At 66.3% G+C, this 26,813-nt stretch carries 30 protein-coding genes; 11 read left to right on the top strand and 19 right to left on the bottom strand.

The window, feature by feature from the left end; translation table 11 throughout:
- Window positions 1-18: 18 nt before the first annotated feature.
- From H977_RS0116390 to H977_RS33360, 6 genes are all read right to left on the bottom strand, one after another.
- Window positions 19-975, bottom strand: a complete 957-nt coding sequence (locus tag H977_RS0116390) for a helix-turn-helix transcriptional regulator (RefSeq protein WP_029108864.1) — start codon at window positions 973-975, stop codon at window positions 19-21.
- Window positions 972-1,961, bottom strand: a complete 990-nt coding sequence (locus H977_RS0116385) for a helix-turn-helix transcriptional regulator (protein WP_029108863.1) — start codon at window positions 1,959-1,961, stop codon at window positions 972-974. Before H977_RS0116385 ends, H977_RS0116390 begins: the two co-directional genes overlap by 4 nt.
- Window positions 1,962-1,979: 18 nt before the next feature.
- Window positions 1,980-3,338, bottom strand: coding sequence for a Pup--protein ligase (gene pafA, locus H977_RS0116380; protein WP_029108862.1), 1,359 nt, complete (start codon window positions 3,336-3,338; stop codon window positions 1,980-1,982).
- Window positions 3,339-3,425: 87 nt separating this feature from the next.
- Complete coding sequence (locus tag H977_RS0116375) at window positions 3,426-4,457, bottom strand: agmatine deiminase family protein (protein WP_029108861.1); 1,032 nt, start codon at window positions 4,455-4,457, stop codon at window positions 3,426-3,428.
- Window positions 4,454-5,446: a nitrilase-related carbon-nitrogen hydrolase gene (locus tag H977_RS0116370; RefSeq protein ID WP_029108860.1), complete on the bottom strand. Its 993-nt coding sequence runs from the start codon at window positions 5,444-5,446 to the stop codon at window positions 4,454-4,456. Before H977_RS0116370 ends, H977_RS0116375 begins: the two co-directional genes overlap by 4 nt.
- Before the next feature lie 86 nt (window positions 5,447-5,532).
- On the bottom strand, window positions 5,533-6,204 hold the full coding sequence (locus H977_RS33360) for a TetR/AcrR family transcriptional regulator (RefSeq protein WP_155946674.1): 672 nt from the start codon (window positions 6,202-6,204) through the stop codon (window positions 5,533-5,535).
- Window positions 6,205-6,286: 82 nt separating this feature from the next.
- Between H977_RS33360 and H977_RS0116360 the strand changes: the two genes are divergently transcribed.
- Window positions 6,287-6,724 carry a hypothetical protein gene (locus H977_RS0116360; RefSeq protein WP_029108859.1) on the top strand — a complete coding sequence of 146 codons (438 nt, stop codon included), beginning with the start codon at window positions 6,287-6,289 and terminating at the stop codon, window positions 6,722-6,724.
- Here the strand turns inward: H977_RS0116360 and H977_RS33355 are convergent.
- Window positions 6,656-7,282 carry a TetR/AcrR family transcriptional regulator gene (locus H977_RS33355; RefSeq protein WP_036476188.1) on the bottom strand — a complete coding sequence of 209 codons (627 nt, stop codon included), beginning with the start codon at window positions 7,280-7,282 and terminating at the stop codon, window positions 6,656-6,658. The two genes, H977_RS0116360 and H977_RS33355, sit on opposite strands and share 69 nt — an antisense overlap.
- A gap of 55 nt (window positions 7,283-7,337) precedes the next feature.
- Here H977_RS33355 and H977_RS0116350 point away from each other — a divergent pair, with 55 nt between their 5' ends.
- The gene (locus tag H977_RS0116350) at window positions 7,338-8,063 is read left to right on the top strand and encodes an SDR family NAD(P)-dependent oxidoreductase (protein ID WP_029108858.1); all 726 of its coding nucleotides are present in this window, start codon (window positions 7,338-7,340) and stop codon (window positions 8,061-8,063) included.
- A gap of 45 nt (window positions 8,064-8,108) precedes the next feature.
- On the opposite strand, the gene prcA is transcribed toward H977_RS0116350, so the two are convergent.
- The 9 genes from prcA to H977_RS33345 all read right to left on the bottom strand — a co-directional run bounded on the left by prcA (window position 8,109) and on the right by H977_RS33345 (window position 16,103).
- Window positions 8,109-8,849, bottom strand: a complete 741-nt coding sequence (prcA, locus tag H977_RS0116345) for a proteasome subunit alpha (protein ID WP_029108857.1) — start codon at window positions 8,847-8,849, stop codon at window positions 8,109-8,111.
- Complete coding sequence (gene prcB / locus H977_RS0116340) at window positions 8,850-9,647, bottom strand: proteasome subunit beta (RefSeq protein ID WP_155946673.1); 798 nt, start codon at window positions 9,645-9,647, stop codon at window positions 8,850-8,852. It abuts the gene before it with no gap.
- A gap of 62 nt (window positions 9,648-9,709) precedes the next feature.
- Window positions 9,710-9,904 carry a ubiquitin-like protein Pup gene (locus H977_RS0116335; protein WP_019343292.1) on the bottom strand — a complete coding sequence of 65 codons (195 nt, stop codon included), beginning with the start codon at window positions 9,902-9,904 and terminating at the stop codon, window positions 9,710-9,712.
- A 105-nt stretch (window positions 9,905-10,009) separates the two neighbouring features.
- Complete coding sequence (dop, locus tag H977_RS0116330; protein ID WP_029108855.1) at window positions 10,010-11,518, bottom strand: depupylase/deamidase Dop; 1,509 nt, start codon at window positions 11,516-11,518, stop codon at window positions 10,010-10,012.
- Between the two features lie 9 nt (window positions 11,519-11,527).
- On the bottom strand, window positions 11,528-12,460 hold the full coding sequence (gene thpD / locus H977_RS33350) for an ectoine hydroxylase (RefSeq protein ID WP_051288892.1): 933 nt from the start codon (window positions 12,458-12,460) through the stop codon (window positions 11,528-11,530).
- Window positions 12,457-12,849, bottom strand: coding sequence for an ectoine synthase (locus H977_RS0116320; protein ID WP_029108854.1), 393 nt, complete (start codon window positions 12,847-12,849; stop codon window positions 12,457-12,459). The genes thpD and H977_RS0116320 overlap by 4 nt, the downstream gene beginning before the upstream one ends.
- Window positions 12,850-12,862: 13 nt before the next feature.
- The gene (gene ectB / locus H977_RS0116315) at window positions 12,863-14,149 is read right to left on the bottom strand and encodes a diaminobutyrate--2-oxoglutarate transaminase (RefSeq protein ID WP_029108853.1); all 1,287 of its coding nucleotides are present in this window, start codon (window positions 14,147-14,149) and stop codon (window positions 12,863-12,865) included.
- Window positions 14,150-14,195: 46 nt separating this feature from the next.
- Window positions 14,196-14,741 (bottom strand): diaminobutyrate acetyltransferase, encoded by a 546-nt coding sequence (ectA, locus tag H977_RS0116310; RefSeq protein WP_029108852.1) that lies wholly within the window; start codon window positions 14,739-14,741, stop codon window positions 14,196-14,198.
- 402 nt (window positions 14,742-15,143) lie between these two features.
- Complete coding sequence (locus tag H977_RS33345; protein ID WP_081681748.1) at window positions 15,144-16,103, bottom strand: DMT family transporter; 960 nt, start codon at window positions 16,101-16,103, stop codon at window positions 15,144-15,146.
- A 72-nt stretch (window positions 16,104-16,175) separates the two neighbouring features.
- Here H977_RS33345 and H977_RS0116295 point away from each other — a divergent pair, with 72 nt between their 5' ends.
- Together H977_RS0116295 and H977_RS0116290 are read left to right on the top strand one after the other, a co-directional pair.
- A complete protein-coding gene (locus H977_RS0116295; protein WP_029108851.1) occupies window positions 16,176-17,078 on the top strand; it encodes a LysR family transcriptional regulator in 903 nt (300 codons plus the stop codon).
- A gap of 84 nt (window positions 17,079-17,162) precedes the next feature.
- The gene (locus H977_RS0116290) at window positions 17,163-18,311 is read left to right on the top strand and encodes a hypothetical protein (RefSeq protein WP_036476263.1); all 1,149 of its coding nucleotides are present in this window, start codon (window positions 17,163-17,165) and stop codon (window positions 18,309-18,311) included.
- A gap of 4 nt (window positions 18,312-18,315) precedes the next feature.
- Here the strand turns inward: H977_RS0116290 and H977_RS0116285 are convergent, their stop codons facing one another.
- Entirely contained in the window at window positions 18,316-18,813 is a 498-nt protein-coding gene (locus H977_RS0116285; RefSeq protein ID WP_029108849.1) for an adenosine-specific kinase, read from the bottom strand.
- A gap of 53 nt (window positions 18,814-18,866) precedes the next feature.
- Window positions 18,867-20,708 (bottom strand): proteasome ATPase, encoded by a 1,842-nt coding sequence (arc, locus tag H977_RS0116280; protein WP_029108848.1) that lies wholly within the window; start codon window positions 20,706-20,708, stop codon window positions 18,867-18,869.
- A gap of 145 nt (window positions 20,709-20,853) precedes the next feature.
- Here arc and H977_RS0116275 point away from each other — a divergent pair, with 145 nt between their 5' ends.
- The 3 genes from H977_RS0116275 to H977_RS0116265 are packed head-to-tail and all read left to right on the top strand — an operon-like array spanning window position 20,854 to window position 22,208.
- A complete protein-coding gene (locus H977_RS0116275; protein WP_029108847.1) occupies window positions 20,854-21,357 on the top strand; it encodes an MTB12 family secreted protein in 504 nt (167 codons plus the stop codon).
- A gap of 8 nt (window positions 21,358-21,365) precedes the next feature.
- On the top strand, window positions 21,366-21,908 hold the full coding sequence (lppK, locus tag H977_RS0116270; protein WP_029108846.1) for a lipoprotein LppK: 543 nt from the start codon (window positions 21,366-21,368) through the stop codon (window positions 21,906-21,908).
- Window positions 21,909-21,914: 6 nt separating this feature from the next.
- On the top strand, window positions 21,915-22,208 hold the full coding sequence (locus H977_RS0116265) for a DUF503 domain-containing protein (RefSeq protein WP_029108845.1): 294 nt from the start codon (window positions 21,915-21,917) through the stop codon (window positions 22,206-22,208).
- Window positions 22,209-22,313: 105 nt separating this feature from the next.
- Here H977_RS0116265 and H977_RS0116260 read toward each other — a convergent pair whose 3' ends face one another.
- Window positions 22,314-23,174: a tRNA (adenine-N1)-methyltransferase gene (locus tag H977_RS0116260; protein WP_029108844.1), complete on the bottom strand. Its 861-nt coding sequence runs from the start codon at window positions 23,172-23,174 to the stop codon at window positions 22,314-22,316.
- A gap of 85 nt (window positions 23,175-23,259) precedes the next feature.
- On the opposite strand from H977_RS0116260, the gene H977_RS0116255 reads away from it, so the two are divergent.
- From H977_RS0116255 to H977_RS0116240, 4 genes are all read left to right on the top strand, one after another.
- Window positions 23,260-24,087 carry a RecB family exonuclease gene (locus tag H977_RS0116255; RefSeq protein ID WP_029108843.1) on the top strand — a complete coding sequence of 276 codons (828 nt, stop codon included), beginning with the start codon at window positions 23,260-23,262 and terminating at the stop codon, window positions 24,085-24,087.
- The gene (locus H977_RS0116250) at window positions 24,084-24,881 is read left to right on the top strand and encodes a thioesterase family protein (RefSeq protein ID WP_029108842.1); all 798 of its coding nucleotides are present in this window, start codon (window positions 24,084-24,086) and stop codon (window positions 24,879-24,881) included. Before H977_RS0116255 ends, H977_RS0116250 begins: the two co-directional genes overlap by 4 nt.
- The gene (locus tag H977_RS0116245) at window positions 24,878-25,396 is read left to right on the top strand and encodes a DinB family protein (RefSeq protein WP_029108841.1); all 519 of its coding nucleotides are present in this window, start codon (window positions 24,878-24,880) and stop codon (window positions 25,394-25,396) included. The genes H977_RS0116250 and H977_RS0116245 overlap by 4 nt, the downstream gene beginning before the upstream one ends.
- Before the next feature lie 346 nt (window positions 25,397-25,742).
- On the top strand, window positions 25,743-26,729 hold the full coding sequence (locus H977_RS0116240; RefSeq protein ID WP_029108840.1) for an acyl-ACP desaturase: 987 nt from the start codon (window positions 25,743-25,745) through the stop codon (window positions 26,727-26,729).
- Window positions 26,730-26,813 lie beyond the last annotated feature (84 nt).

Here is a 26,813-nt window from a genome sequence, read left to right as displayed (position 1 = left end):
CAGACGTCCGTGCCGAGTCTACCCGCGTGCGTCGTCGGCGTCGTAGACACGCAGTGCCTCGGCCGCCGCATCCCGCACCCGCTGCGCCAACGACTCCGGGGCGAGCACGGTGACCGCCGAGCCGAAGCCGAGCACGAACCGTGTCATCCACTCGTCGGAGGCGTAGGTCATCGCAGCCTCGCAGCCTCCATCGGGCAGTTCGTTGACCACCCGCAACGGGTAGTAGTCGAACACCCATGAGGCAGTCGCATCGACCAGAAGGGTGGCCGACGGCAGGGCCGGATCCGCGTCGAACAGCGACGTGTCGGGCCCGGCCTGCACCGCGGGTGGCGGCGGCGAGGATGCCTCGTCGAGCACCTGCGCGTCGACGATGCGGTCGAAGCGGAACAGCCGGACCGCCTCGGCGGTGCGACACCACGCCTCCAGATAGCTGTTGTCTCCGACCAGTGCCACCCGGATCGGGTCGACAGTGCGTCGGCTCAACGAATCCCGCGACGCCGAGTAGTACTCCAGCGTCACCGCACGGCCGTCGCGCACCGCCGCCCGCACGGCCGCGGCAGCGACACTCTCGGTCTGCGCCGGCTCGTCGACGGCCGCCAGCTTGCTGCCTGCAGCGGATTCGATCTTGGCGATGGCGCTGCGCGCGGCTTCCGGATCGACCATGCCGGGCACGTCGACCAATGCCCGCAGCGCCACCAGGATGCCGGTCGCTTCCGTCGAGGTGAGCCTCAGCGGGCGATCGACGCCGGCGCTGAACGTGACCTCGACCGTGTCACCTTCGAAGTCGAAGTCGATGAGATCGCCGGGGCTGTACCCGGGCAGGCCGCACATCCACAACTGTCGAAGGTCGTCATCGAGCTGCTTACGGGTGACTCCCAGCACGCTGGCCGCCTCGGCCCGCGTGACCTTCGGATTGGCCTGGAAGTACGGCACCATGTTGAGCATCCGGACCAGCCGGTTGGAAACGTGGCTCATGCCCTGCCCGCCTGCGCCCGCAACCGCCCCACCACATCGTCGCGCAGCATCTGTGGCGACAGTGCCACCGCGTCGGCCCCGTAACTCGCGATCTCCCTGGCCAATCTGTCGTATCCGCCGATGTCTACGGTGATCTCCTCACCGACACGGCCGGCCAGCGTGCGCGGCACGGTGGCAATGGCCTGCCGGCGCAAGGCGGTCGCCCGGCCATCGGCCACCCACACCTGAGCCTGTTCCCCGGTCGGGGATTCGGCGACGACGCGCTGCACCACCTCACGAAGATTCACGCCGTCGGGCTTGTGCACGGCACCTGCTTCTCCGATCGCGGTGACCGTGTCGCCGAGACGCGACAGCCGGAAGGTCCGGGTGTCGTCGCGTAGACGGTCATGGCCGACGAGGTACCAACGGCCCCGGTGCGTCACCACACCCCAGGGCTCGACCGTGCGGGTGGTGTACGGGTCACTTCGCGAATACCTGTGTTCGAACTGCACCACGCGTCCGCTGTCGATGGCCGACAACAGGGTTCCCAGAACCTTCTCCGAACCTCGGATGCCGGGCAGCGCGGCCGTGGAGGTGATCGCGACGGACGGATCGCCGCCTTCCACATCCACTCCGGCCGCGCGCAACTTGAGCAACGCGCCCTGGGTCGCGGTGATCAGCTCCGGCGACTGCCACAGCTGGGTGGCCACCGCGACGGCAGCGGCCTCGTCGGTGGTCAACTCGACGGCCGGCAGTGCGTAGGCCTCACGGTTGATCCGGTAGCCCTCGGTGGGATCGAACTTCGACACCCGGCCGGTCTCCAGCGGGATTCCGAGATCGCGCAATTCGTTCTTGTCGCGCTCGAACATGCGCGAGAACGCCTCGTCGCTGGAGCTGTCCTCGTAGCCCTGAACGATCTTGCGAATCTTGTCCGCCGGCAGAAAACGATCGGTCGACAGCAGGGCGATGACAAGGTTCATCAGCCGCTCGACTTTGGATACCGCCACGAGATGAGAGCTTAGAGCTCACATGCTGGCGATCAGGCGCTTGACCCGCTCGTCGACCGACCGGAACGGATCCTTGCAGAGCACGGTGCGCTGCGCCTGGTCATTGAGCTTGAGGTGCACCCAGTCGACAGTGAAGTCGCGACCCGCCTCCTGTGCAGCACTGATGAACTCACCGCGCAGCTTGGCCCGGGTGGTTTGTGGCGGGGTGTTGACCGCGGCGTCGATCTCCTCGTCGGTGGTGATCCGGGCCGCAAGCCCTTTGCGCTGCAACAGGTCGAACACCCCACGACCGCGTTTGATGTCGTGGTAGGCGAGATCGAGCTGGCTGATCTTCGGGTCGGACAGTTCCATGCTGTAGCGGTCCTGGTAGCGCTGGAAGAGCTTGCGCTTGATCACCCAGTCGATCTCGGTGTCGACCTTCGCGAAATCCTGCGATTCGACCGCATCGAGCTGGCGGCCCCACAGATCGACCACCTGCTCGATCTGCGTGCTCGGTTCGCGGGTCTGCAGGTACTCCACGGCCCGCGCGTAGTACTCGCGCTGGATGTCCAGAGCGCTGGCCTGCCGGCCGCCTGCCAGCCGCACCGGGCGCCGCCCGGTCAGGTCGTGGCTGACCTCGCGGATGGCCCGGATCGGGTTGTCCAGGGAGAAGTCACGGAACGGGACGCCGGCCTCGATCATCTCCAGCACCAGTGACGCGGTGCCCACCTTGAGCATGGTGGTGGACTCGCACATGTTGGAGTCACCGACGATGACGTGCAGCCTGCGGTACTTCTCGGCGTCGGCGTGCGGCTCGTCGCGGGTGTTGATGATCGGACGTGACCGCGTCGTCGCGCTGGAGACGCCCTCCCAGATGTGCTCGGCGCGCTGGCTCAGGCAGAACGTGGCCGCCTTCGGCGTCTGCAACACCTTCCCGGCACCGCAGATGAGCTGGCGGGTGACCAGGAACGGCAGCAGCACGTCGGAGATCCGGGAGAATTCACCGGCCCGCACGATCAGGTAGTTCTCGTGGCAGCCGTAGGAGTTGCCCGCCGAGTCGGTGTTGTTCTTGAACAGATAGATGTCCCCGCCGATGCCCTCGTCGGCAAGCCGCTGCTCGGCATCGATCAGCAGGTCTTCCAGGACGCGCTCGCCGGCGCGGTCGTGGGTGACCAGCTGGGTCAGGTTGTCGCATTCGGCAGTCGCGTATTCAGGGTGACTGCCCACGTCCAGATACAACCGGGCGCCATTGCGCAGGAACACGTTGGAACTGCGTCCCCACGACACCACCCGCCGGAACAGGTAGCGCGCCACCTCATCGGGTGACAACCTGCGATGCCCGTGAAAGGTGCAGGTCACACCGAATTCTGTCTCGATGCCCATGATTCGCCGCTGCACGAGATCGAGCTTACGGGTTTGGGCAGGACATGGGCGGCAACCACCCCGATCCGACTGCCGAGTTGAGCTGCGTTTCGGTCCGGCCGGTCACTGCCCGCGCGGGGCGGGCTGCTGCTGGGTGATGCAGTGAATGCCACCGCCGCGCCCGAACAACGGGCGGGCATCGACGCTGAGGACACGGCGGCCCGGATACTGTTCGGCCAAAATCGCCGCCGCGTCCGCGTCGCGCGGGTCGCCGAAAGCGCAGGCGATCACCCCGCCGTTGACCACCAGATGATTGACGTAGCTGTAGTCGACGAAACCGTCGGCGTCGGTCAACTGACCGGGCGCGGGCAGCTCCACGATGTCCCACGGGCGCCCCGCGACATCGCGGCTCTGCTCGATCGATGCGCGAATTTCCTTGCACACCAAGTGGTCCGGATGTTCTTCCGCAGGCTGCGCATGCAGCAGCAGCCGCCCGGGCGACGGTATCGCCGCGACGATGTCGACATGTCCCCGAGTGCCGAAGCGCTGCGAGTCCCGGGTCAGCCCACGCGGCAGCCAGACCGTGTGATCGGCACCGATGGTGCGCGACAGCTCGGCTTCGATGTCAGCCTTGGTGGCGCCGGGGTTGCGGCCGGGGTCCAATTGCACCGTCTCGGTGACCAGCGCGGTACCCAGCCCGTCGACCTGGATGCCGCCGCCTTCGTTCACCAGGCTGGAGTCGACCACCGGAACACCGGCCCAATCAGCAACGGCGGCGGCGATTTTCGAGTCACGGTCCCACTGCGCCCAGTCTTGCGCGCCCCAGCCGTTGAACACCCAGTCCACCGCGGCCACCGAACCGTCGTCGGCATGCACGAAGGTGGGGCCGATGTCGCGCATCCAGGCGTCGTTCAGCGGCGCCTCGACGATGTCGACGGCCGCCGACAGATAGCGCCGCGCCGCAGGCATTTCGGCAGGGTCGACCACCATCGTCACCGGTTCGAACTCCGACACCGCGTGCGCCACTGCCGCCCAGGTGGCGCGTGCTTCGTGGTGTTCCTGGTCGGTGTCGCCCAATGAATAGCCTGCGGACGGGAATGCCATCCACACGCGATCCTGCGGTGCGGTCTCGGCCGGCATTCGGTAGGCGGTCATTTGACCACTGCGGTGGCCTCGTGGCCGACTCCGTACGGGTGCGCCACGTCGACCGGTGCGGTCAGGGCGGCGTAGGTGTCGGGCCGCCGCGTCAGCAGGAACGGGAAGAGCTCCAGCCAGTCCCGGCGCTGATCCAGATCGAGGTCGGCGACAAGCACTGCTTCCTCGTCCCGAGGCGCCTGGACCAGCACCCGGCCGAACGGGTCGGAGATGAACGACGAGCCGTAGAAGGTGACCTTGCCCTCGTCGCCGATCCGGTTGGGCACCACCATGAAAAGCCCGCTGCTGATCCCGTTGGCGACGATCACCTGCTGCCACAGCGGCTGGGTGTCGAAGGCCGGGAACACCGGCTCAGAACCGATCGCCGTCGGGTAGACCACGATCTCGGCACCGCCGAGTGAATAGCTGCGCGCCACTTCGGGGAACCATTCGTCCCAACAGGTCGGCAGGCCGACGCGCGCGCCCAGCCCCTCTGGGCTGTACACCGGATACGGCTCCCCCGCGGCGGACGGTCCCGGTCCGGGCCGGAAATAGGTGTCTTCGTAGTAGCCCGCCGAGATCGGGATGTGCAGCTTGCGAGTGTAGCCGGCCAACTCCCCCGAAGGGGCCACGAGGATTGCCGTGTTGAAACCCAATCCATCTGAGGCCGGGGCCTTTTCGTACAGCGAGGCGTGCACGAAGATGCCGTTCGCCCGGGCCGCGTCGGCAGCCAGGGAAAAGGTCGGCCCACCGGTGAGATCCTCGGCGGACGCACCCGGGTTCGCCCCGGCCGGGGTGTCCGCCGGGTAGCGCAGGAGCGTGATCTCGGGCAGACAGACCAATGTGGCCCCGGCGCCGGCCGCCCGGTCCACACCGTCACACAACACCTTGGCCAGCTCGGTCGCGTCGGGCCGCCAACGGTGCTGCACCAATCCCACCCGCAGCGGCGGGCGCGTCGACTCGGCGCTGCGGGACAACGACGCTGGCGCGGTGGCTGTCAGGGTGATCATCGGTCGCTCCTAAAACGAATCAAATTCGTTTTATTGTGACCGCCTCGACACCCGTTGTAAAGAGTGAGTGGAACCACCGGTTCGAACTACGACGCGCCGTGAGCCGACCGCAGAGATTCCGGAGGCGCGCCCAGGATGCGTTCGAACGCCTGCAGATAGGCACCCACGACCTTCTGCGCATGCGGCCCGCTGATGTCGTTGCCCGCGGCGCCGTCGGCCTCGATGGCCTCGATGAAGGCGTCGGCCAAGTGCAGCCCCATCCCGGTGATGACGCCCGCGGCCTCGTGCGGGTAGTCGGTGTCGAAGACACCCTCGGCGCATCCCTGGCGGATGATCACCTCGAGCATCGGCGCCGTGGTGCGCATCGAACCCTGCGTCATCTTCTGCCGCAACAGCGCGTTGTTCTCGTCGTGCCACAACCGGACCAGCGTCGCCACCTCGGTCGGACTGTCCGATTTCCATGCCCGGGAGGCGTCCAGGTAGGCGTGCAGCTTGTCCAGCGCGCCGCGGTTCGGGTCGTCGACGATGCCGGCCAAACGCGCGGCGGCACTCTCGCCCATCTGCTCGATCACGCCTTCGAGCAGGGCCTTTTTGGACCGAAAATAGTGGTAGAGCGCGCCTTTCGAGATCCCCAGATCAGCCAGCAGATCGTCGATGGTCATGGCTTCATAGCCCTTGTCATGCATCAGCCGAAGCGCGGCGTCGAGGATCTCGCGCCGCCGGGCGGCATGTTCGGTCGAGTTCACCTGCCGAGCCACGAATCCTCCATTGACGTTGGACGCTTCTCGAGCTTAGCCTAAAAATAGACCGACGGTCGGTTTATTAATCAGGAGCGTTCACATGCCCCAACCAACCCCACTGGCCCAGCAGCGCACCCGCGCGTTCGCCCGGGTTCTCGGCCCCTTCGTCGCCGTCGCGACCGTGATCATCGCGATCCGGCTGCCCAGCCTCGGCAACCTGCTGAGTGATCTGTTCACGAGCGGAACCCTGCCCTGGATCCTCGGTGCCGCAATGCTGCTGATGGGCCTGGTGGTGATCGCCTTCCATCAGTACTGGTACAGCGTCACCGCAGTACTGATCTCCCTGTTCGGCTGGTTCGTCGCACTGCGGGGAATGGCGATGATGGCCTTCCCGTCAGCAATCCAGACCGGCGCCGACGCGACCGTGACCAGCCCCGCGCTGCTGATCGCCGCGCGCGGCTTCTTCCTGCTACTGACCGTGATGGGGCTGTGGTTGAGCTACGTCGGCTGGCGGCCCGAGCGCACCGACGGGCCCTGACGCGGCGGGACCCTTCAGCCCGTCCAACACGAAAGCCAGGTGACGCCGCCATACGGCATCGTCACCGTCGGCCATCGCGATCACCTTGGACATCGCCCACATCAACGTTGCGAGGTCATCGGTACCGAAGTCGGCTCGCAGCGCTCCGGCGCCCCTGGCCCGTTCGACGACAACCTCCAGCAGTCCCCCGGCACGGCCGCACTCCCCCGCCACGTCGACAGCACCGACCGGATTGCGCGCCACCGCGTCGTTGATGCTGCGGTCGGAGGCCTGCATCGTGAACAGGCTGTCCAGGAATTCCGTGAACCCGCGCCACGCGTCGGCATCGCCGAGCGCCTGCTGCGCCAGCCCGTCGATGACGGCCAACCGGTCGGCCAGCACCACATCGAGGAGTGCGCCTCGGTTCGGGAAGTGGTTGTAGAGCGTGCCGATACTCACGCCGGCCCGGCGCGCGACCTCGTCGAGCGGTACGTCCACCCCGCGTTCGGTGAAGAGTTCGGCGGCCGCGGCCACCAGGCGGTCCCGGTTTCTGACCGCATCCGCGCGCATCGCCGTCATGGCACTGATCTTAGCGAAGTTGAGGGTCCACTCAACTTGTGGTAGCAAGTTGAGTATGACCTCAACTTCTGCTCCCGTCCTCGCCGTACTCGGCGTCGGCCCCGGCCTCGGTCTGTCCGTCGCCCACCGATTCGGCGTCGCGGGATACCGCGTGGCGCTGATTTCACGTTCACCACAACGCCATTCGGGCTATCTGGCCTCGCTGGCCGACAAGGGCATCGAGGCGGCCGCGTACGTCGCCGATGCCTCGCAACCCGATCAACTGCACAGCGCCATCGAGGCGGTCCGCGCCCGGTTCGGCCGGATCGACGTCGGCTACTACGGTCCGGCCGCGTTCGAAACGGCGCCCACGGACGACATCACCGATCTCGACGCCGCAGGAGCGAAGTCGGCGCTCGACACCGTGGTGCCCGCGGTCGACTTCGCCTCGCAGCTGTTACCCGAGATGCGGCAGCGCGGCAGCGGAGGATTGTTGTTCGCGGGCGGGCTGAGCAGCGTCGTGCCGATGCCCACGCTCGGCGGGCTGGCACTGGCGGCGGCAGCGCTACGCAACTACGCGATCACCCTGCATGCCGCACTCGCCCCCGCCGGGATCTACGCCGGCACCCTCACCATCGGTGGCCTCATCGAGCGCGGCGACATCCACCGGGCGATGGCCGATTCAGAGCAGTTCGCCGGCATCGCGATCCGCACGCTGAATCCCGATGATCTGGCCGAGCAGCTCTGGCAGCTCTACACCGACCGCGCGGACGCGGAAACAGTCGTCAATGTCTTCGCCTAGGCTCGACGTCGCGGCAGGTACCGGCAACCGGCTCTGACACAGCGGTTACTCAGCTGGCTCGGCATCCGAATCTGAAGCCGAATCCGCTTCGGGCAGAAGCGCTTCCAGCGCGGTGCCGGTGATCCGCCGGAAGCAGCGCCGCGGCCGGGTGGCGTCGAGGACCGCCACCTCAAGGGTGGCGGGGCCCAATGCGCGCGGCTCAGAGCCGTTGGGGCTGGCGCTCAGCGCCGCCACCGCGATCTTCACCGCGGCGGCGAGGTCCGCATTCTCGGCATACGACTCGTTCAGCGCGGTGATGACCGGCTCGGTGGTTCCGCCCATCACCACGAAGTGCGGCTCGTCGGCGATCGAACCGTCATAGGTGATCCGGTACAGCTCAGGGGGTTTGGTCTCGCCGTAATGCGCCACCTCAGCCACGCACAACTCAACCTCGTAGGGCTTGGCCTGCTCGGTGAAGATCGTGCCCAGGGTCTGCGCGTAGACGTTGGCCAACTGACGGCCGGTCACATCCCGGCGGTCGTAGGCGTAGCCACGGGTGTCGGCGAACTGGATGCCGCCGCGCCGCAGATTGTCGAACTCGTTGAACCGGCCGACGGCGGCGAAACCGACCCGGTCGTAGAGCTCGCTGACCTTCTGCAGCGACCGCGACGGGTTCTCCGCCACGAACAGCACACCGCTGTCGTAGGCCAATGCCACCACGCTGCGGCCACGGGCGATGCCCTTGCGCGCCAGTTCGGAGCGCTCACGCATCGCCTGCTCGGGCGAGATGAAATACGGGAAGCTCATTTACCCCTCACCGCCCGTCCGGGTCCGGCGCGCGATGACCTCGCGAGCCAGCTCGGCGATGCGTTCCTCGGTGATCTCCGCGGCGCCCTCGGCACCGATGGTCACCGCCGTCGGATAGATGCCGCGCACCAAATCGGGTCCGCCGGTGGCCGAATCGTCGTCGGCCGCGTCGTAGAGCGCCTCGATGGCCACCTGCAGAGCCGAATCGGCATCCGCCACCTTGGGGTAGAGCTTCTTGATCGAGGACTTGGCGAAGATCGAGCCGGAGCCCACCGATTGGTAGCCCTCTTCCTCGATGTTCCAACCACCCGCGGCGTCGAAGGACACGATGCGGCCCGCGTTCTCGGGATCGGCGGCGTCAACATCAAAGCCCACCAGCAACGGCAGCGCCACGAAACCCTGCAGTGCCGCACCGAGATTGCCCCGCACCATGATGGCCAACCGGTTGACCTTCCCGCGGAACGTCAGGGCGACGCCCTCGAGTTTCTCGTAGTGCTCCAGTTCCACGGCGTAGAGCCGGGCGAACTCCACGGCGATGGCCGCGGTGCCCGCGATACCGGTCGCCGTGTAATCGTCGGTGATGTACACCTTCTGCACGTCGCGCCCGGCGATCATGTTGCCCTGAGTCGAGCGGCGGTCACCGGCGATCAGCACCCCGCCGCGATACTTGATCGCGACGATGGTCGTCCCGTGCGGCACCGCGTTGGTCGGGTTGAACACCCCGTCGGCGACACGGTTCACCGGCAACAGCTCGGGAGCCTGTCGACGCAGCAGTTCAGAGAATGACGACAGGTCCATGGCTGCAGAAGGGGTACCGGTATGGGGCTGGGGCAAAGACGGAGAGAAGTTTTCGCGCCAGGTCACTGGCCGCCCTTTTGGACGTAGGCGCGCACGAAGTCTTCGGCGTTCTCTTCCAGCACGTCGTCGATCTCATCGAGCAGATCGTCGGTCTCCTCGGCCAGCTTCTCGCGACGCTCCTGGCCGGCGGCAGATGCACCCGGGAGGTCTTCATCCTCGCCGCCGCCACCGCCACGCTTGGTCTGCTCTTGAGCCATCGCTGCCTCCTGCAATTGTCATCGGCCGGGCTATCCGCCCAACCGGTCCTTCCACAGTACCGGTCGGCACCCGGATTGCCCGGGATAGCTCACCGCCGGAGATGGTCAGTTCGTGAGTTGTTCGACGAGTTCGGCGGCGCTGTCCACGGAGTCCAGCAGGGCGCCCACATGCGCCTTGCTGCCGCGGAGCGGCTCGAGCGTCGGAATCCGGACGAGCGAATCGCCGCCGAGATCGAAAATCACCGAGTCCCAGCTGGCCGCGGCGATGTCGGCACCGAAGCGGCGCAGGCATTCACCGCGGAAATAGGCCCGGGTGTCGGTCGGCGGGTTGTCGACCGCGTCGATCACCTGCTGCTCGGTGACCAGCCGCTTCATCGAACCCCGCGCGACCAGCCGGTTGTACAGGCCCTTGTCGAGCCGGACGTCGGAGTACTGCAGATCGACCAGGTGCAGCCGGGGCGCCTGCCAGCCGAGGTTCTCGCGCTGGCGGAAACCCTCCAGCAACCGCAGCTTGGCGGGCCAGTCCAGGATCTCGGCGCATTCCATGGGATCGCGTTCGAGCAGGTCGAGCACGTGGGCCCAGGTCTCGACGACGTGGGAGGCCCGCGGGTCGGGGTCCTTGATATCCACCAGTTTGGCCACCCGGTCCAGATAGACCCGTTGCAGCGCCAGCGCGGTCATCTCGCGACCGTCGGCCAGCGCGACCGTGGCCCGCAGCGAAGGATCGCGACTGATCACGTGCACCGCGTGCACCGGCCGGGCCAGCGCCAGATCGGACAGATCCAGCCCGAACTGCGGCCCCTCCTCGATCAGATCGAGCACCAGCGAGCTGGTCCCGACCTTGAGGTAGGTCGACGTCTCGGCCAGGTTGGCGTCGCCGATGATGACGTGCAACCGGCGGTACTTGTCGGCGTCGGCGTGCGGCTCGTCGCGGGTGTTGATGATGCCGCGCTTCAGCGTGGTCTCCAGGCCGACCTCGACCTCGATGTAGTCGGCCCGCTGGGACAGCTGGAAGCCGGGATCGTCGCCCGACGGCCCGATACCGACCCGGCCCGAGCCGGTCACGACCTGGCGGGACACCAGGAACGGCGTGAAACCCGCGATCACCGCGGAGAACGGCGTCTGGCGTGACATCAGATAGTTCTCGTGGGTGCCGTAGGAGGCGCCCTTGCCGTCCACGTTGTTCTTGTAGAGCTGCAGCTTGACGGCTCCTGGCACGCTGGCGACGTGGCGGGCCGCGGCCTCCATCACGCGCTCGCCGGCCTTGTCCCAGATCACCGCGTCCATCGGATCGGTGCACTCGGGCGCCGAATACTCCGGGTGGGCATGGTCCACATACAGCCGGGCACCGTTGGTGAGGATCATGTTGGCCGCGCCGACCTCGTCGGCATCGACGATCGGAGCCGGCCCCGAGGCCCGGGACAGGTCGAATCCGCGAGCATCGCGCAGCGGGCTTTCGACCTCGTAATCCCACCGGGTGCGCTTTCCACGCTGGATGCCGGCGGCAGCCGCGTATGCCAGCACCGCCTGAGTCGAGGTCAAGATCGGATTGGCGGTCGGATCGGACGGCGATGAGATGCCGTATTCGACCTCTGTTCCGATAATCCGTTGCATGTGGCCAGCCTAGGTGACGGCCTGCGCACCCCGACCCCGGGCCGCCAGGTATTCGGGCCGTCGCCGCGCGGCGGCGAACGGCTCCGTCAGCGCATTGTCGACGGAGTTGAACACCAGGAAGACGTTCGACCTCGGCAGCGGAGTGATGTTGGACCCCGAGCCGTGCAGCAGGTTCGCGTCGAACCACAGTGCGGTACCGGGCGGACCGGTGAACTGGTGGATGTCGTGCTCGTCGACAGCCTTGGTCAAGGTCGTCTGATCGGGTACCCCGATGCTCTGGACGACCAGGGAGGTGTCGTGGTTGTCCTCGGGCGTGGCGCCGACGCACGGGTAGAACGTCTGGTGCGAGCCGGGGATGACCATCAGCGACCCGTTGTAGGGATAGTTCTCGGTCAGCGCGATCGAGCACGAGACGGCACGGATCGCCGGCATGCCGTCCTCGGCATGCCAGGTCTCGAAGTCCGAATGCCAGTAGAACCCTGTCCCGGTGAAACCGGGCATGAGGTTGATCCGGGCCTGGTGGATGTAGACATCACCGCCGAGCAGCTGCCGGGCCACCGGCAGTACCGTGTCCAGCCGAACCACCTGGGCCACCAGATCGCTCAGCAGGTGCGGCTCGAAGATCGACCGGATCGTGCCGCCCGGTTCACGGATCACTCGTGGATCGTATTTCTCGAGATCCACTGCGACCCGGTCGATTTCGTGCCGCAACAACGGCAGCCAATCATCGGAGACCGTCTCGGGGGCGACCAGGTAGCCGTACTCGGAGAAGCCGTCGAGATGGTGCTGACTCAGCGGCCCGTCCGCCACCCCGCCCCACACCACGGGCTCCTGGCGCGGTATCGGCTCGATCGCGTGGTCCAGCCGGGTTGGGTAACGATCCTCGACAACGGCCGAGTCCGTACGTGATTCGCCGACGGGTTCTCGCTGGACTGCCGTCATGCGACAGACTGCGGCGCCGGGTAGACGCCGTTCTCGTCGTGGACCTCCCGCCCGGTCACCGGCGGATTGAACACGCACAACATCCGCAGCTGCTCGTCGCACGTAACTCGGTGGCGGTCATGGTTGTTGAGGACGTACATGGTCCCATCGGCGAGTGGGTACTGCTGGCCGGTCTGCAGGTCCGTCAGCGTGCCGGTCCCCTCGATGACCCACACCGCCTCGATGTGGTGCTGGTAGTGGAACTCGTTGACCGAGCCGGCCTCGATGGTGGTCTCGTGGAACGAGAAGCCGACACCGTCGCCGGCCAGGAGGATGCGCTTGGATCGCCAGGTTCCGTCGGCGACGTCGCGGTCCGTCCCGGTGATCTCAGCCGTGGTGCGAACGATCATGTTTCAAGCCTCCTCAGGCCAGCGTGACTGCGATGGACTCGGCGAGAATGTCGAGTCCCTCGGACAATTCGGTCGGAAGAGTGGTCAGCGGCGGCAGTAGTTTGACCACCTCGTCGGACGGACCGCTGGTCTCCATCAGCGCACCCCGGTCGAACGCGGCCCGGCACACCCGCCCGGCCAGCTCCGCCTCGTCGAACTTGAGCCCTTGTGCCATTCCGCGACCACGGGCGGTCACGCCTTCATGGGCAGCGGCGATCTCCTCCAGCCGGGCCCGGATCTGCTCACCCTTGGCCACCGCATCGGCGCTGAATTGTTCGTTCTGCCAATAGGTCTCGATCGCCGCGGTGGCGGTGATGAAGGCGGGGTTGTGACCGCGGAAGGTGCCGTTGTGCTCCCCCGGCGTCCACACGTCGAGTTCCCGGCGGAACAGGGTGAGCGCCATCGGCAGGCCGTAGCCACTGACCGACTTGGATATCGTGACGATATCGGGCACGATGCCTGCGGCCTCGAAGCTGAAGAACGGCCCGGTGCGGCCACACCCCATCTGGACGTCGTCGACGATCAGGAGGATGTCGCGTTCGCGGCACAATTCGGCCAGTGCGCGCAGCCATTCGATCCGTGCGACGTTGAGACCGCCTTCGCCCTGCACGGTTTCGACGATCACCGCAGCGGGGCGATTGAGCCCGCTGCCCGAATCGTCGAGCACGCGCGCGAACCACTGGAAGTCCTCGGTGACCCCGCCGAAGTAGTTGTCATAAGGCATCGGGGTGGCGTGCACGAGCGGGATACCCGCCCCGGCCCGCTTCATCGAGTTGCCGGTGACCGACAGGGCCCCCAGCGTCATGCCGTGAAAAGCATTGGTGAAGCTGATGACCGACTCGCGTCCGGTCACCTTCCTGGCCAGCTTGAGCGCCGACTCCACCGAGTTGGCGCCCGTCGGCCCGGGGAACTGCACTTTGTAGTCCAGCCCGCGCGGTTGCAGGATGAACCGCTCGAAGCTCTCCAGGAACCGCTGCTTGGCCGCGGTGGCCATGTCCAGCGAGTGCACGATCCCGTCGGAGGCAAGGTATTCGAGCAACGGCTCCTTCAGTGCGGCGTTGTTGTGGCCGTAGTTCAGCGCCCCAGCTCCGGCGAAGAAGTCGATGTAGGTACGTCCCGCGGTGTCGGTCACCCAGGAGCCCGCGGCACTGTTCATGACAGTGGGCCAGCCCCGGCAATAACTGCGCACCTCGGACTCGACCGTGCTGAACACGTCGGGAAGGTCAGATTCGGACAACGGCGCTGTCGTAGCGAGCAGCAAGGGATAATCCTTCCAATAAATCAAACTGGTTATCAGATAACTGATTTCAGCGAGAGAGCGGCGTGGCGATGGGCCCCATCCGCAGAATCGGCTCGTCCTCGTGCCCGCCGTCGGCATCGAGGAGATTGCATCCGAAATGCGGATCCTCGACGAGCGGGACGCCGTGACGGCGCGCGAAGGCACCGAAGAACGCGCGAGAGGCGGCATTTCCGGGCGATACCGTGGCTTCCACGGTCACCGGGCGCCCTTCGCGCTGCGCTCGCACCCGATGCACGAGCGCATCGAGCATGGTGCTGGCCAATCCCCCGCCCTGCGCCGACGGCGCCACGGCGACCTGCCAGACGAACAGGACATCCGGTCGCGGCGGCGGGTGGTAACCCGTGATGAATCCGTGCAGGTCACCGTCGCGTTCGGCCACTATTGACGTGGCAGCAAAATCAGTCGCCAGCAACAGATAGGCGTACGTGGAATTGAGATCGAGCACCCCGGTGGCTTCCGCAAGGTCGCGGATGCCAATCGCATCGGTACCCCGTGGAGGGCGCAGGAATTCTTCCCGGGAATGGCGTCCCGGGACGCTTTCTAAAACACGCATATCGAGTTAAAAGTCACCACCGAACTTCTCAGCGATCATCGTCAGTTTCAAGCCATCGGCGACATCGACGTAAGCACACCACCCTGCCGGGATCAAGCCGCGCCACCGCCGGGGAAGCCGCGATACGTCTGCCGGCACCCTCGTTGACCTGCAACAACTCCGCGAATCGTCAATCTCAGAAAAGTGTTAGCGTCGTTATCGAATCGTTACATTGGTGCAGGGGTACCAACTCCGGGTCGTTTCCCCCGCCGCCGCCGCATCGGGCGCGGCACAACGGAGGCGCGGCACACCCGCATCGCCCGCGCAGACCGCCGCCCGGGAAATTCAAATGAAAATCTAATGATCGCCTGCGCGTTCAACCCTGCAAATGGTGTCCGAATACGCTCGCTTCTCCGAATGTCGTCACCGTCGCACGCCCGCCGTAGCACATTCGGGCAACTCCACGGCATCCGTAGGCACGACTGGACCGCACCCACCGGGCCCCACGTCACGGTGAGCACGAGAGGGTGTCAGCAGCGCCCGGCCCCACCCGGTACCGGCGATCACCAGTGCGGCTCCGGCAACTCCGGCCACAGTGATCGGATCGCCGGCCACGGCGACACCGATGACGGCAGCCCACAGCGGTTCGGTGCCCACCAGCAGACTGACCCGGGCCGGACTGGACGTGCCCAGCGCCCGCAACTGCACCCAGAACGCGAATACCGTGCAGGCCAGCGCGAGGTACCCGATGAGCAGCCAATCACCTGGGCCGTAAGCCCCCGTCACCGCCCGTATGGACTGCCCCGATGCCACACACAGGGCTAATGTCCCTGCGGCGACCGTGAGCAGCTGCACCAAAGTGGTTCGTGCCGAGTCGATTCCACGCTCGTCCGACATCCGCGCCATGACGGTGACATGTACGGCGCGCAGCAGAGCGGCGATCACCATCACGACGTCCCCGGCTCGCAGGGACGTCAGTCCGCCGGATTGCGTCAGCAACGCGCAACCGATCACCGCCAGCGCCGCCGCGAGGTAGAAGCGACGACCAGCCCGGTGGCGCTGGATCACGGGTGTGGCCACGATGGTCAGCGCCATGATCAGACCGGCATTGGACGCCGATGTCATTGTCACGCCGTATGTTTCAGCAACGCATACGGCGGCCAGGAGCACGCCTCCGACCACGCCGCAGGCCGCCTCCACGCGGGTCAATCCCGTCAACCGCCGACACATGACAGCGGCCAGCACCGCTGTGGCGATGGCGAACCGCACCGCCAGTAGCCCGAAGACCGTGTCGCCCGCGGCGATCTCCTTGGTGGCCAGGTAACTCGATCCCCACACCACAGCGACGGCGAGCAGACACAGTTCGGTAGAGCGTCGGGGCATGCACTCAGCGTGTTGCCCTGCCTATGATTCAGTCAAGCTAATGTTTTTACACCTTATATGTAGCATTGCTTCATGGATGCCGGTCGCCTGCGAATGCTGCGTGAGCTCGCCGACCACGGCACGGTGGCCGCAGTGGCTCAGGTGCTGTCCATGACGCCCTCGGCTGTCTCCCAGCAGCTGAAGATCCTGCAACGTGAGGCCGGAGTGCCACTGATCGAACCCGACGGCAGACGGGTGCGGCTGACCGATGCGGGCCAGGTGCTGGTCGGTCACGCCGACGCCGTTCTGGCGGCATTGGACCGCGCCCGCACCGAGATGGATGCCTATCGGAGCACACCCCGCGGCACGGTCAGCGTGTCGTTCTTCCCCTCCGGCGCGGCAATGCTGTTGGCCCCATTGATTGTTCGCGCGGCACAGCACGGCGTACAGGTTGTCGGCCGCGATATCGACGTGCCGGCATCCAGGGCACCGGCGCAGCTCGCCGACTTCGATGTCGTGGTGGTTCATCGCGACGAACGCGACACGCTCTCGTGGGGCCCGCGCTTCGAATCCACCGAACTGTTGCGTGAGCCACTGGATGTCGTCCTGCCGCCCGGGCATCGCCTCGCCGGCCGCGATCGGGTGCGGCTGTCCGATCTGACCGACGAACCCTGGATCGGTGTCGAAGGCGGCTTGATGGTTGACGACGTGCTGAACTCGATCGCGATCCTCTCCGGGGTCCGGCCGCGAATCACCCAGCGGATCAACGACTTCCGGGTGGTCGAGGAGCTGGTCCACGCGGGCACCGGCATCGCCCTCATCCCCCGCCATGTGCGGCTCGCGCGTGAGTTGGTGCGGTTGCCGATCACCGACATCTCCGTCGCGCGACGGGTGGAGGCGGTCACGCGCGCGGGTGCCACGGCACGTCCGGCAATCGCCGTCGTACTCGACGAACTGCGGGCCATCGCCTCGCACATCGGTTCGTCGCCCGGTTGACCGGCCGGGGCCCCCGGCACGACACGCTTTCCGAGTCACGCGCGGTGCTTGCCGTACGGGTGATTGCTTGGTGCAGTAATGCTGATGGCGACCCCAGAATTCCCCGACCACATCGAGGCCGAACGCTGGTTTCTGGCCAACGGACTGCCGGCCGTGCTGCGGCCCGGCGCGCTGGTCCGGTCGGTGTGGGCCCGTTCGGCACCGGCACTGGCGGCCTACGCCTGGGTGACTTTCAGTTCGGTACTGGTGGTCGCCGTGACCGGCAAGCACACCATCGACATCGGTGGCACGCCGACGCGCACCGAGTGGTTCGTCCTCGCGGTACTGCTGTTGGTGTTGCCGGTCGCCGCCCTGGTCGGATGGGCCGTCTCCAGGCTCCCCACCGCGCGCACCGCCGGGACCGCGTCGACGGTCGCCGTGCTGGTAACCGTGGCGAGCGGATTCTACGGCGGCATGACCGCGCGTGACAGCGTCAACCTGGTCATCGAATTCCTGGTCATCGCGGGCGTATTGGTTTGCACCGCAACAGGAATCGGATCCATTCTGAGTTTCGCCGCCCAGGTGACGGTCTTGAATCTGGCGTCGGTCGGCAGCTTGTTCGTCCGGGCACTGCCGGTGGTCCTGCTGACCGTATTGGTCTTCTTCAACACCTACGTCTGGGTCATGGCGTCCACCCTCAGCCGGGCCCGGCTCTGGCTGGTCCTGATCTTCCTGTTCGCGGTGGCCGCAGTGTTCCTGGTCTCCAGCACGCTGGAGCGGGTGCGGCCGATTCTGCGGCCCGACGCCAAGGAACCCGAGGACGACCGGCGCCTGGCCGGCACCCCGTTCGCCACCATGGCCGACCGGCCACGGCGGGTGCGCCTGTCGAAGCCCGAGCGGTTCAACGTGGTGTTCGTGCTCGTACTCTCGCAAATCGTTCAGATAATGACCGTCGCGATCGTGACGGCGTTGATTTTCTTCGTGCTGGGCCTGATCGTGCTCAGTCCTGAACTGCTGGCCGCCTGGACGCGCAACGGGTCACCCGACGGCCGACTGCTCGGCATGACCTTCCCGGTCCCTCAGGCGCTGATCCAGACCACCATGTTCCTGGCCGCATTGACCTTCATGTACATGAGCGCCCGGGCGGTTTCGGACGCCGAACAGCGGTCCCGGTTCTTCGACCCGCTGCTCGACGACCTACGTCTCACCCTGGTGGCGCGCGACAGGTACCGCACTCATACGGCCGATTCGTGACCCGTCAGAGCTTGTAGCCGATCGTCCGCAACAGCTCTCGCCGGGCCGTCTCGTCCTCATCGGTTTCGACACCCAGCGGCGGCTGCCCGTCGATCACGCCGGCGATGCCGCGCCCCAGTGGGGTGACGGCGACGACGACCTCGACCCGATTGGCGGTGGCGCAGTAGATCGAACAGACCTCCGGAACCCCTTTGACCGGATTGAGGATGTTCACCGGAAATCCCTCGCGAAGGAAGATCACGAACACATGTCCCGCGCCGATGGCCAGCGCGTTGCGCACCGCCAACTCGACAAGGCCGGCGTCGTTACCGCTGCGGCGCACCAGCCGCGGACCCGACGCCTCGCAGAAAGCCAAACCGAACCGCAAGGAGGGGCTGACACCGATCAGCGCCTCGTGCAGGTCGTCGGCCGTCTTGATGAAGTGCGCCTGCCCGATGACGACGTTCAGCTCGTCGGGATTGTCGACGGGCACCACGTCCCACGACAGCGCCGGTGTGGTCACAGCTCCATGCTGCCACCGGCGCCGCCCGGACGGGGGCCGATTGGGCCAGGGCCCTACAGGTACTGCCCCAGGTTCGACTCGGTGTCAATGGCCCGGCTCGCACTCGACGACTTGCCGGTGACCAGAGTGCGGATGTAGACGATCCGCTCGCCCTTCTTGCCCGAGATCCGCGCCCAGTCATCGGGATTGGTGGTGTTGGGCAGGTCCTCGTTCTCGGCGAACTCGTCGACGATCGAATCCAGCAGATGCTGGATGCGCAGACCGGGTTGACCGGTCTCCAGCACGCTCTTGATGGCGTTCTTCTTCGCGCGGTCGACGACGTTCTGGATCATGGCGCCGGAGTTGAAGTCCTTGAAGTACATGACTTCCTTGTCACCGTTGGCGTAGGTGACCTCCAGGAACCGGTTGTCGTCGATCTCGGCGTACATCCGGTCCACGACCTTCTCGATCATCGTCTTGATCGTGAGCGAGCGGTCCCCGCCGAACTCGGCCAGATCGTCGGCGTGCACCGGCAGAGCCTCGGTCAGGTACTTGGAGAAGATGTCCTGTGCCGATTCGGCGTCGGGCCTCTCGATCTTGATCTTGACGTCGAGGCGGCCGGGCCGCAGGATCGCCGGGTCGATCATGTCCTCACGGTTGGAAGCGCCGATGACGATGACGTTTTCCAGCCCCTCCACACCGTCGATCTCCGAAAGCAACTGCGGCACAACGGTTGTCTCGACATCGGAACTGACACCGGTGCCGCGGGTGCGGAAGATCGAGTCCATCTCGTCGAAGAACACGATCACGGGCGTGCCCTCGGACGCCTTCTCGCGGGCCCGCTGGAAGATCAGCCGGATGTGACGCTCGGTCTCACCGACGAACTTGTTCAGCAGCTCGGGGCCCTTGATGTTGAGGAAATAGCTCTTCGCCTCGCGGGCATCATCGCCACGAACCTCGGCCATCTTCTTGGCCAGTGAGTTCGCCACCGCCTTGGCGATCAGGGTCTTACCGCAACCGGGCGGGCCGTAGAGCAGCACACCCTTGGGCGGGCGCAACGAGTACTCGCGATACAGCTCCTTGTGCAGGAACGGCAACTCCACCGCGTCGCGGATCTGCTCGATCTGCCGCCCCAGACCACCGATGTCGTTGTAGCTGACGTCGGGCACCTCTTCGAGGACGAGATCCTCGACCTCGGCCTTGGGGATGCGCTCGAAGGCGTATCCGGCCTTGGTGTCGACCAGCAACGAGTCACCCGGCCGCAACCTGCGCGGACGGTCGTCGTCCTGCCTGGCGTCGGGAAGGTCGGGCAGGTCCTCGGCGGCGACCAGCGGCTCGGCCAGCCAGACGATGCGCTCCTCATCGGCATGCCCGACCACCAGGGCCCGGTGACCGTCGGAGAGGATCTCGCGCAACGTGCTGATCTCACCGACCGACTCGAAATTGCCGGCCTCGACCACGGTGAGCGCTTCGTTCAGCCGGACCGTCTGGCCCTGCTTGAGCGATGCGGTCTCGATGTTCGGCGAGCAGGTGAGGCGCATCTTGCGACCCGAGGTGAACACGTCGACGGTGTCGTCCTCGTGGGTACCGAGCAGCACGCCGTAGCCGCTCGGTGGTTGTCCCAGCCGGTCGACCTCCTCGCGCAGCGCGAGGAGTTGCTGACGGGCTTCTTTGAGGGTGTCCATGAGCTTGGCGTTGCGCGAGGCGAGCGAGTCGATCCGCGCCTCGAGCTGGTGGACGTCGCGGGCACTGCGCAGTCCGCTCTGGGGCCCTACCGCATTCTCCAGTTGCTCACGCAGAACCGCGGCCTCACGACGCAGCGATTCCAGCTCGGCGGCCTCATCGCTGGACATGGGCTGCGAGTGGCCGGCCGATAAGCTCTCGGCATAGCCGTCCGAACGCTCTGACTCACTCATATTGCGCTCCCTCCCGCACCGCAAGTTGGTGCAGTAACAACTTCAACGCTACCGGCGATTCAGCCATTGTGTGCGCTCTAGGAACTAGACACACCAGCACCACTGTTAGCCTCTAAGTTCAGTTGGTCCGATCGAAAGGACAGTCGTGACCCCGAAAACCCTCGTTACCGGCTTTATCACCGCAGCTGCAGCCGCCGCCGTGGTGGGCGGAGCAGCGGCGGGTGTGACTTCTATTGCATCCAACGGCATGTCGACAAGCCCGGCGATTCAGCCGGTCGTCTTCGGCGCGCCGCTGCCGGCCACGCCTGCACCGGACCTGGCGTCGCCACTGGTGCAGACCCTGCAGGCGCTCGCCGGCGGTGGCTCGTTCAGCGGCAAGGCCCCCTACATCCAGGGCGGCATCGGCCGGATCGAGAGCATCGCCGCGGACCGCGCCTACAACAAGGCCGCGGCTGAAGGGAAGTTCCCGCTGACCTTCAACATCGCCAACATCGACGATCAGGGCGGCGTGGCATATGCCGATGTCACCGCGACCTCGGCCACCGGCGGCACCGCGACCCAGAACATCCAGTTCGTGGCGGGCCCGAGCCCGACCGGTTGGCAGATCTCCAAGGGATCGGCCATGACGTTGCTGTCCTCGGTCGGCTGAGTAGGTAATTGAACCGCAACCGCATCACAGTCCTGAGTGCCGCCACGATCGTGGCGGCACTTGGGCTCTGTGGGTGCAGCGGCGGAGATCACCCGGCGAAGAGTTCCCACCCGACGACGAGCGTGCAGACCTCGACGCCCGAAGCACCGCCGGCCGCGCCGCTGCCCGCTCCCGAAGCACTCACCGGCGTGCTGGACCGGTTGGCCGATGTCAACGTGCCCGGCGCCGACAAGGTCGTTCTGGTCGAACAGGGCACGGCAGACGACGCCGCCGCTCTGGACAAGTTCGGCCGCGCCCTGGCCGACAACGGATTCACCCCGCTGACCTTCGAGGCCACCGATCTCGCGTGGTCGCAAACCGAGCCGGCCAACGTGGTGGCCACCGTCAAGGTCACCGCGGGCGGCAACGGTTCGGCGCAGGACTTCAGTTTCCCGATGGAATTCACCCCGCACGGCGACGGTTGGCAGTTGACCCGGCACACCGCCGATCTGCTGCTGGTGATGGGCGCCGGTGCCGCACCCGCTCCGCCAGCGCCGACGCCGCCCCGCTGAGCTGTCATGTGGATCGGATGGCTGGAGTTCGACCTGCTGCTCGGTGATGTCCACTCGCTCAAGGAGAAACGTTCGGTGATCCGGCCGGTGATCGCCGAGCTGCACCGCAAGCTCGCGGTGTCGGCAGCCGAAACCGGTGTCCAGGACCTGCACCGCCGCGCCGGCATCGGCGTCGCTCTGGTAGCCGCCGACCGGACCCACGTGGTCGATGTCCTCGATGCCGCCGAACGCATGGTCGCGGGCCGTCCCGAACTCGAATTGCTCTCCGCCCGAAGGGGATTGCACCACAGCGACGACTAGCGACGACCAGCTAGTGAGCCTGCCACGCGCCGCTTTCGACCTGAGGGCGGTGATCGCCGGCGAGGCGCAACCGTGGTGCAGAAAGCGACGGCCGCCGATGCCCCGTCAGGCGCCCGACTCGGACTCGACGGCGAGCTGACGTTTCTTGCGCAGCGGCACCGGCGCCACGGCGCCCGGAGCCAATTTGCGCGCGCTGATCAGAAATGCGGTGTGGCCGCGCATGTTGTGTTCCGGGCGGACCGCCAGGCCCACCACGTGCCAGCCGCGCTGCATGCTTTCCCAGGCCCGCGGTTCGGTCCAGCACTGCTGTTCCCGCAGCGCCTCCACCACCCGCGACAGCTGGGTGACGGTGGCGACGTAGATCATCAGCACACCACCGGCGACGAGCGCCTCGGAGACTGCGGGCAGCACCTCCCAGGGCGCCAGCATGTCCAGGACCACGCGGTCCATCTCCGGGCCGTCGTAGTCGGCGAGGTCGGCGATCACCAGATCCCAGTTGTCCGGGCGCTCACCGAAGAACGTGATGACGTTGCGCTCGGCGGTCGGGGCGTGATCGTCGCGGATCTCGTATGAGGTGACGCGTCCCTCAGGGCCGACGGCGCGCAGCAGCGAGCATGTCAGTGCGCCGGATCCGGCGCCGGCCTCCAACACTCGCGCGCCCGGGAAGATATCGCCCTCGTGCACGATCTGTGCGGCGTCTTTCGGGTAGATCACCTGGGCGCCGCGCGGCATCGACATCACGTAGTCGACCAGGAGCGGGCGCAGCACCAGGAACTGATCGCCGTTGGTGGATTTGACCACGCTGCCCTCCGGCAGACCGATCACGTTGTCGAAGGCGATGATGCCGCGATGGGTGTGGAACTCACCGCCGGGGTTGAGCACCATCGTGTAACGCCGGCCCTTGGCGTCGGTGAGTTGCACCCGGTCGCCAACGGCAAACGGTCCGGTCGGTCTCTTCCCTGCCACGGACGTCCAGCCTGCCAGTACCCCCACCGGCCGGGATGCCCGGGGTTCCGCAACTTTGTCGGGGCCCGGTCCTAGGCTTCTCGGTGTGAGCGAAGAACCGGCCCCGGCACCGCGCCGCCCGGCGTTGTCACCGTCGCGGGCCGGCGATTTCAAGCAGTGTCCGCTGCTCTACCGGTTCCGCGCCATCGACCGGCTCCCCGAACCCCGGTCCACCGCACAGCTGCGCGGCTCGTTGGTGCACGCCGCGTTGGAGCAGCTCTATGGCCTGCCCGCGGCCGAGCGGGTGCACGACACGGCGCTGACCCTGGTCGAGCCGGCGTGGGAACAGGTGGTGGCCGCCGAGCCCGAGCTGGCTGACACGGAGTATCCGGCCACGCTGCTCGCCGAGGCCAGGGCGCTGTTGTCGGGGTACTACCGCCTTGAGGACCCGACTCGGTTCGACCCGCAGTGTTGCGAGCACCGGCTCGAGGTCGAGCTCGCGGACGGCACGCTGTTGCGCGGATTCGTCGACCGGATCGACGTCGCACCGACGGGTGAGTTGCGTGTCGTCGATTACAAGACCGGTAAGGCCCCGCCCGAGGCGCGGGCACAGGCCGAGTTCAAGGCGATGTTCCAGATGAAGTTCTACGCCGTGGCACTGATGCGCTCGCGGGGCGTGATGCCGTCACGGCTCCGGCTGTTGTACCTCGCCGACGGTCAGGTACTGGACTACTCCCCCGAGCACGACGAGCTGCTGCGGTTCGAGCGGACACTGATGGCGATCTGGAAAGCCATCCAGGCGGCAGGAGCCACCGGTGACTTCCGGCCCAACCCGTCGCGGTTGTGCTCGTGGTGTGCGCATCAGAGTTTGTGTCCAGCGTTCGGCGGCACCCCGCCGCCGTATCCCGGATGGCCAGAATCAGGAGTTGCATGATCGGGTGTCACTACCATCGGCGGGGTTCCGATGGTGACTACCAGCTGTTCGAGTCCACCGCCGACACCCGGAGCAACTGGGATCCGGCCATTCAGCACGGCTCGCCGCCGCTGGCACTGTTGACCAAGGCGATCGAGGAGTCGACCGCGGGATCCGGCCTGCGCGTGGGACGGTTGACGCTCGACATCCTGGGTGCGATTCCCGTTGCACCGGTTCGGGTTCGGGCCTGGGTGGACCGGCCGGGTTCACGAATCTCCATGGTCGTCTCGGAGATGGAGGCGGCCCGGCCCGACGGCACATGGCGGGCGGTGGCGCGGGTGACAGCCTGGCTGCTGGCGCCCAGCGACACCGGTGACGTGGTCACCGACCGCTTCGCGCCGCTGGTCGAGGGCGAGGTCACCGACGTGGCACATGATTGGGAAGGTGCGCCGGGCTATCTGGAGAGTGTGTCGTGGCGACGGCAACACACCGCCGACGGTGAGGCCGCGGTGGCGTGGATGAGTCCGTTGACGCCGGTGGTCGACGATGAGGAGACGACGGCTCTGCAGCGCCTGGCGCTCGTCGTCGATTCGGCCAACGGTATCGGCGCAGCGCTGGACCCACAGAAGTTCATCTTCATGAACACCGACACCTCGGTGCATCTGCACCGGCTTCCCGAGGGCTCGGACTTCGCGATTCGGGCCCGCGGCTCGATCGGACCGGACGGTATCGGCGCGACGACGGCGGAAATATTTGACCGCCAAGGATTCATCGGTACCTCGGCACAGACCCTGCTGGTGATGCGGGTGCCGTGATCAGCCAACTGCGCCGCCAGTTCGACCTCGCCTGGGCACTGACCGACCTGCACCTGTCGGCGCTGTCCGGCGGCGATCACCTGTGGGAACCCGGTCCGCTGGTGTGGACGGTGCATGAGGATTCATCGGGCCGGTGGTGGCCGGACTTCGCTGACGTCGAGCCCGACCCGATGCCGGTTCCGACCATCGGCTGGCTCACCTGGCACATGATCTTCTGGTGGTCCACCGCCCTGGCCCACCTCGAGGGCCGGCCTGCGACTCCGCGCGTCGAGATCGACTGGCCGGGTCCGATCGGCGCGGTGCAACAGATCAGGGAGCTCAGCGCACGGTGGCGCGGGCTGCTGGACTCATTGACCGACGCCGACCTTCTTGCCCCGGCGATGTTTCCGTGGGGCCCGGACTCCGGCCGGACACTGGCCGACATGGCGTTGTGGTTGAACGTCGAGCTGACGAAGAATGCCGCTGAGATCGGACAATTACGCATGCTGCGTGCGGCGGCCATGGAGATCAGGTGATCCCAGAACCGACGTGACTGCCGGAGCACCGAACCCGACGTGTGCGGTCGCCTGTGGCGAAACGCTCAGCTACTGAGCGAGTTGTGCCGGGTGATGGCCGGACGGACCTTGTTACAGTGTCGGAAGGAAATCACGTGCGTTGCAGTTTCGGGACAGTCCCCTCGCGGGGCTGGTAGATCTTTCCGGAGTCGTGGAACGTGGTTGTTGTGGATGAAAGTTTCTCCCACACGTCATCGCCTACCAGCGAAGATACGGTGGTATTGCCGTCCTACCGGGAGTGTTGCACCGGGCTTTCCTGAGCAAACAACGCGAGCACACTGCCCACAAGACGATTCCAGGGGAGCCTATGCAGAGGGATCTGACAGACGCCGAGTTTCTCGACGAACTCGAGCATGTCGCCGAAGAAAATCTCCACCACCACCTGGCGGTTGCCAAGGAGTGGCACCCGCACGATTACGTGCCGTGGGACCGGGGCCGCAACTTCGCGGCACTCGGAGGCGACGACTGGGACCCCGAGCAGTCGCAGCTGAGCGAGGTGGCAAAGGTGGCGATGGTCACCAACCTGCTCACCGAGGACAATCTGCCGTCGTATCACCGCGGCGCCGCCCAGCATTTCTCCCTGGACCGCGCGTGGGGCCACTGGGTCAACCGCTGGACGGCGGAGGAAAACCGCCACGGCATCGTCATCCGGGACTATCTCGTCGTCACTCGCGGTGTCGATCCGGTCGCCCTCGAGCGGGCACGCATGGAGCACATGCAGAACGGATATGACCCCAGCGAAGAAGAGCGCAAGATCCACGAGCCTGGTCCGCTGATGATCTCGGCTTACGCCACGCTGCAGGAACTCGCGACCCGAGTCAGCCACCGCAACACCGGCCGGATCTGCGACGACCCGATCGCCGAGGCGATGCTGGCGCGCGTGGCCACCGACGAGAACCTGCACATGGTGTTCTACCGCAACGTTTTCAGCGCCGGATTCGACCTGGCGCCCGATCAGGCCATGGAAGCGGCCTGCGCCATCATCGAAGGCTTTCAGATGCCCGGCCGCGGCATGCCGAACTGGCGGCGCAACAGCGTGATCATGGCCAAGAACGGCATCTACGACCTGCGTCAGCATCTGGAAGAAGTCGTGATGCCCAGTGTCAAGAAGTGGCGGATCTTCGAGCGCACCGATGTGAGTGCACGCGGCGAGAAGCGTCGTGAGCAGCTGGCGAACTACCTTGAGGACCTGCAGAAGCAGGTCCTCAAGTTCGAGGAACAGCGCGATCGCATGTTGGCCCGCGAGGCCGCCAAGGCCGAGCGGAACGCCGAAAAGGCCGCTGCCGTTTCCTAGCTCGAAAAGTCCCGTCGGTGTCGGCCGCTGAAAACCGACACCGGCGGGATCTTTATTGTTCCGTATATTTGCTTGTGTCTATAT

It is taken from the genome of Mycobacterium sp. URHD0025 (assembly GCF_000426065.1).
Taxonomy (GTDB): Bacteria; Actinomycetota; Actinomycetes; order Mycobacteriales; family Mycobacteriaceae; genus Mycobacterium.
This window is presented reverse-complemented; position numbering and strand designations above follow the sequence as displayed.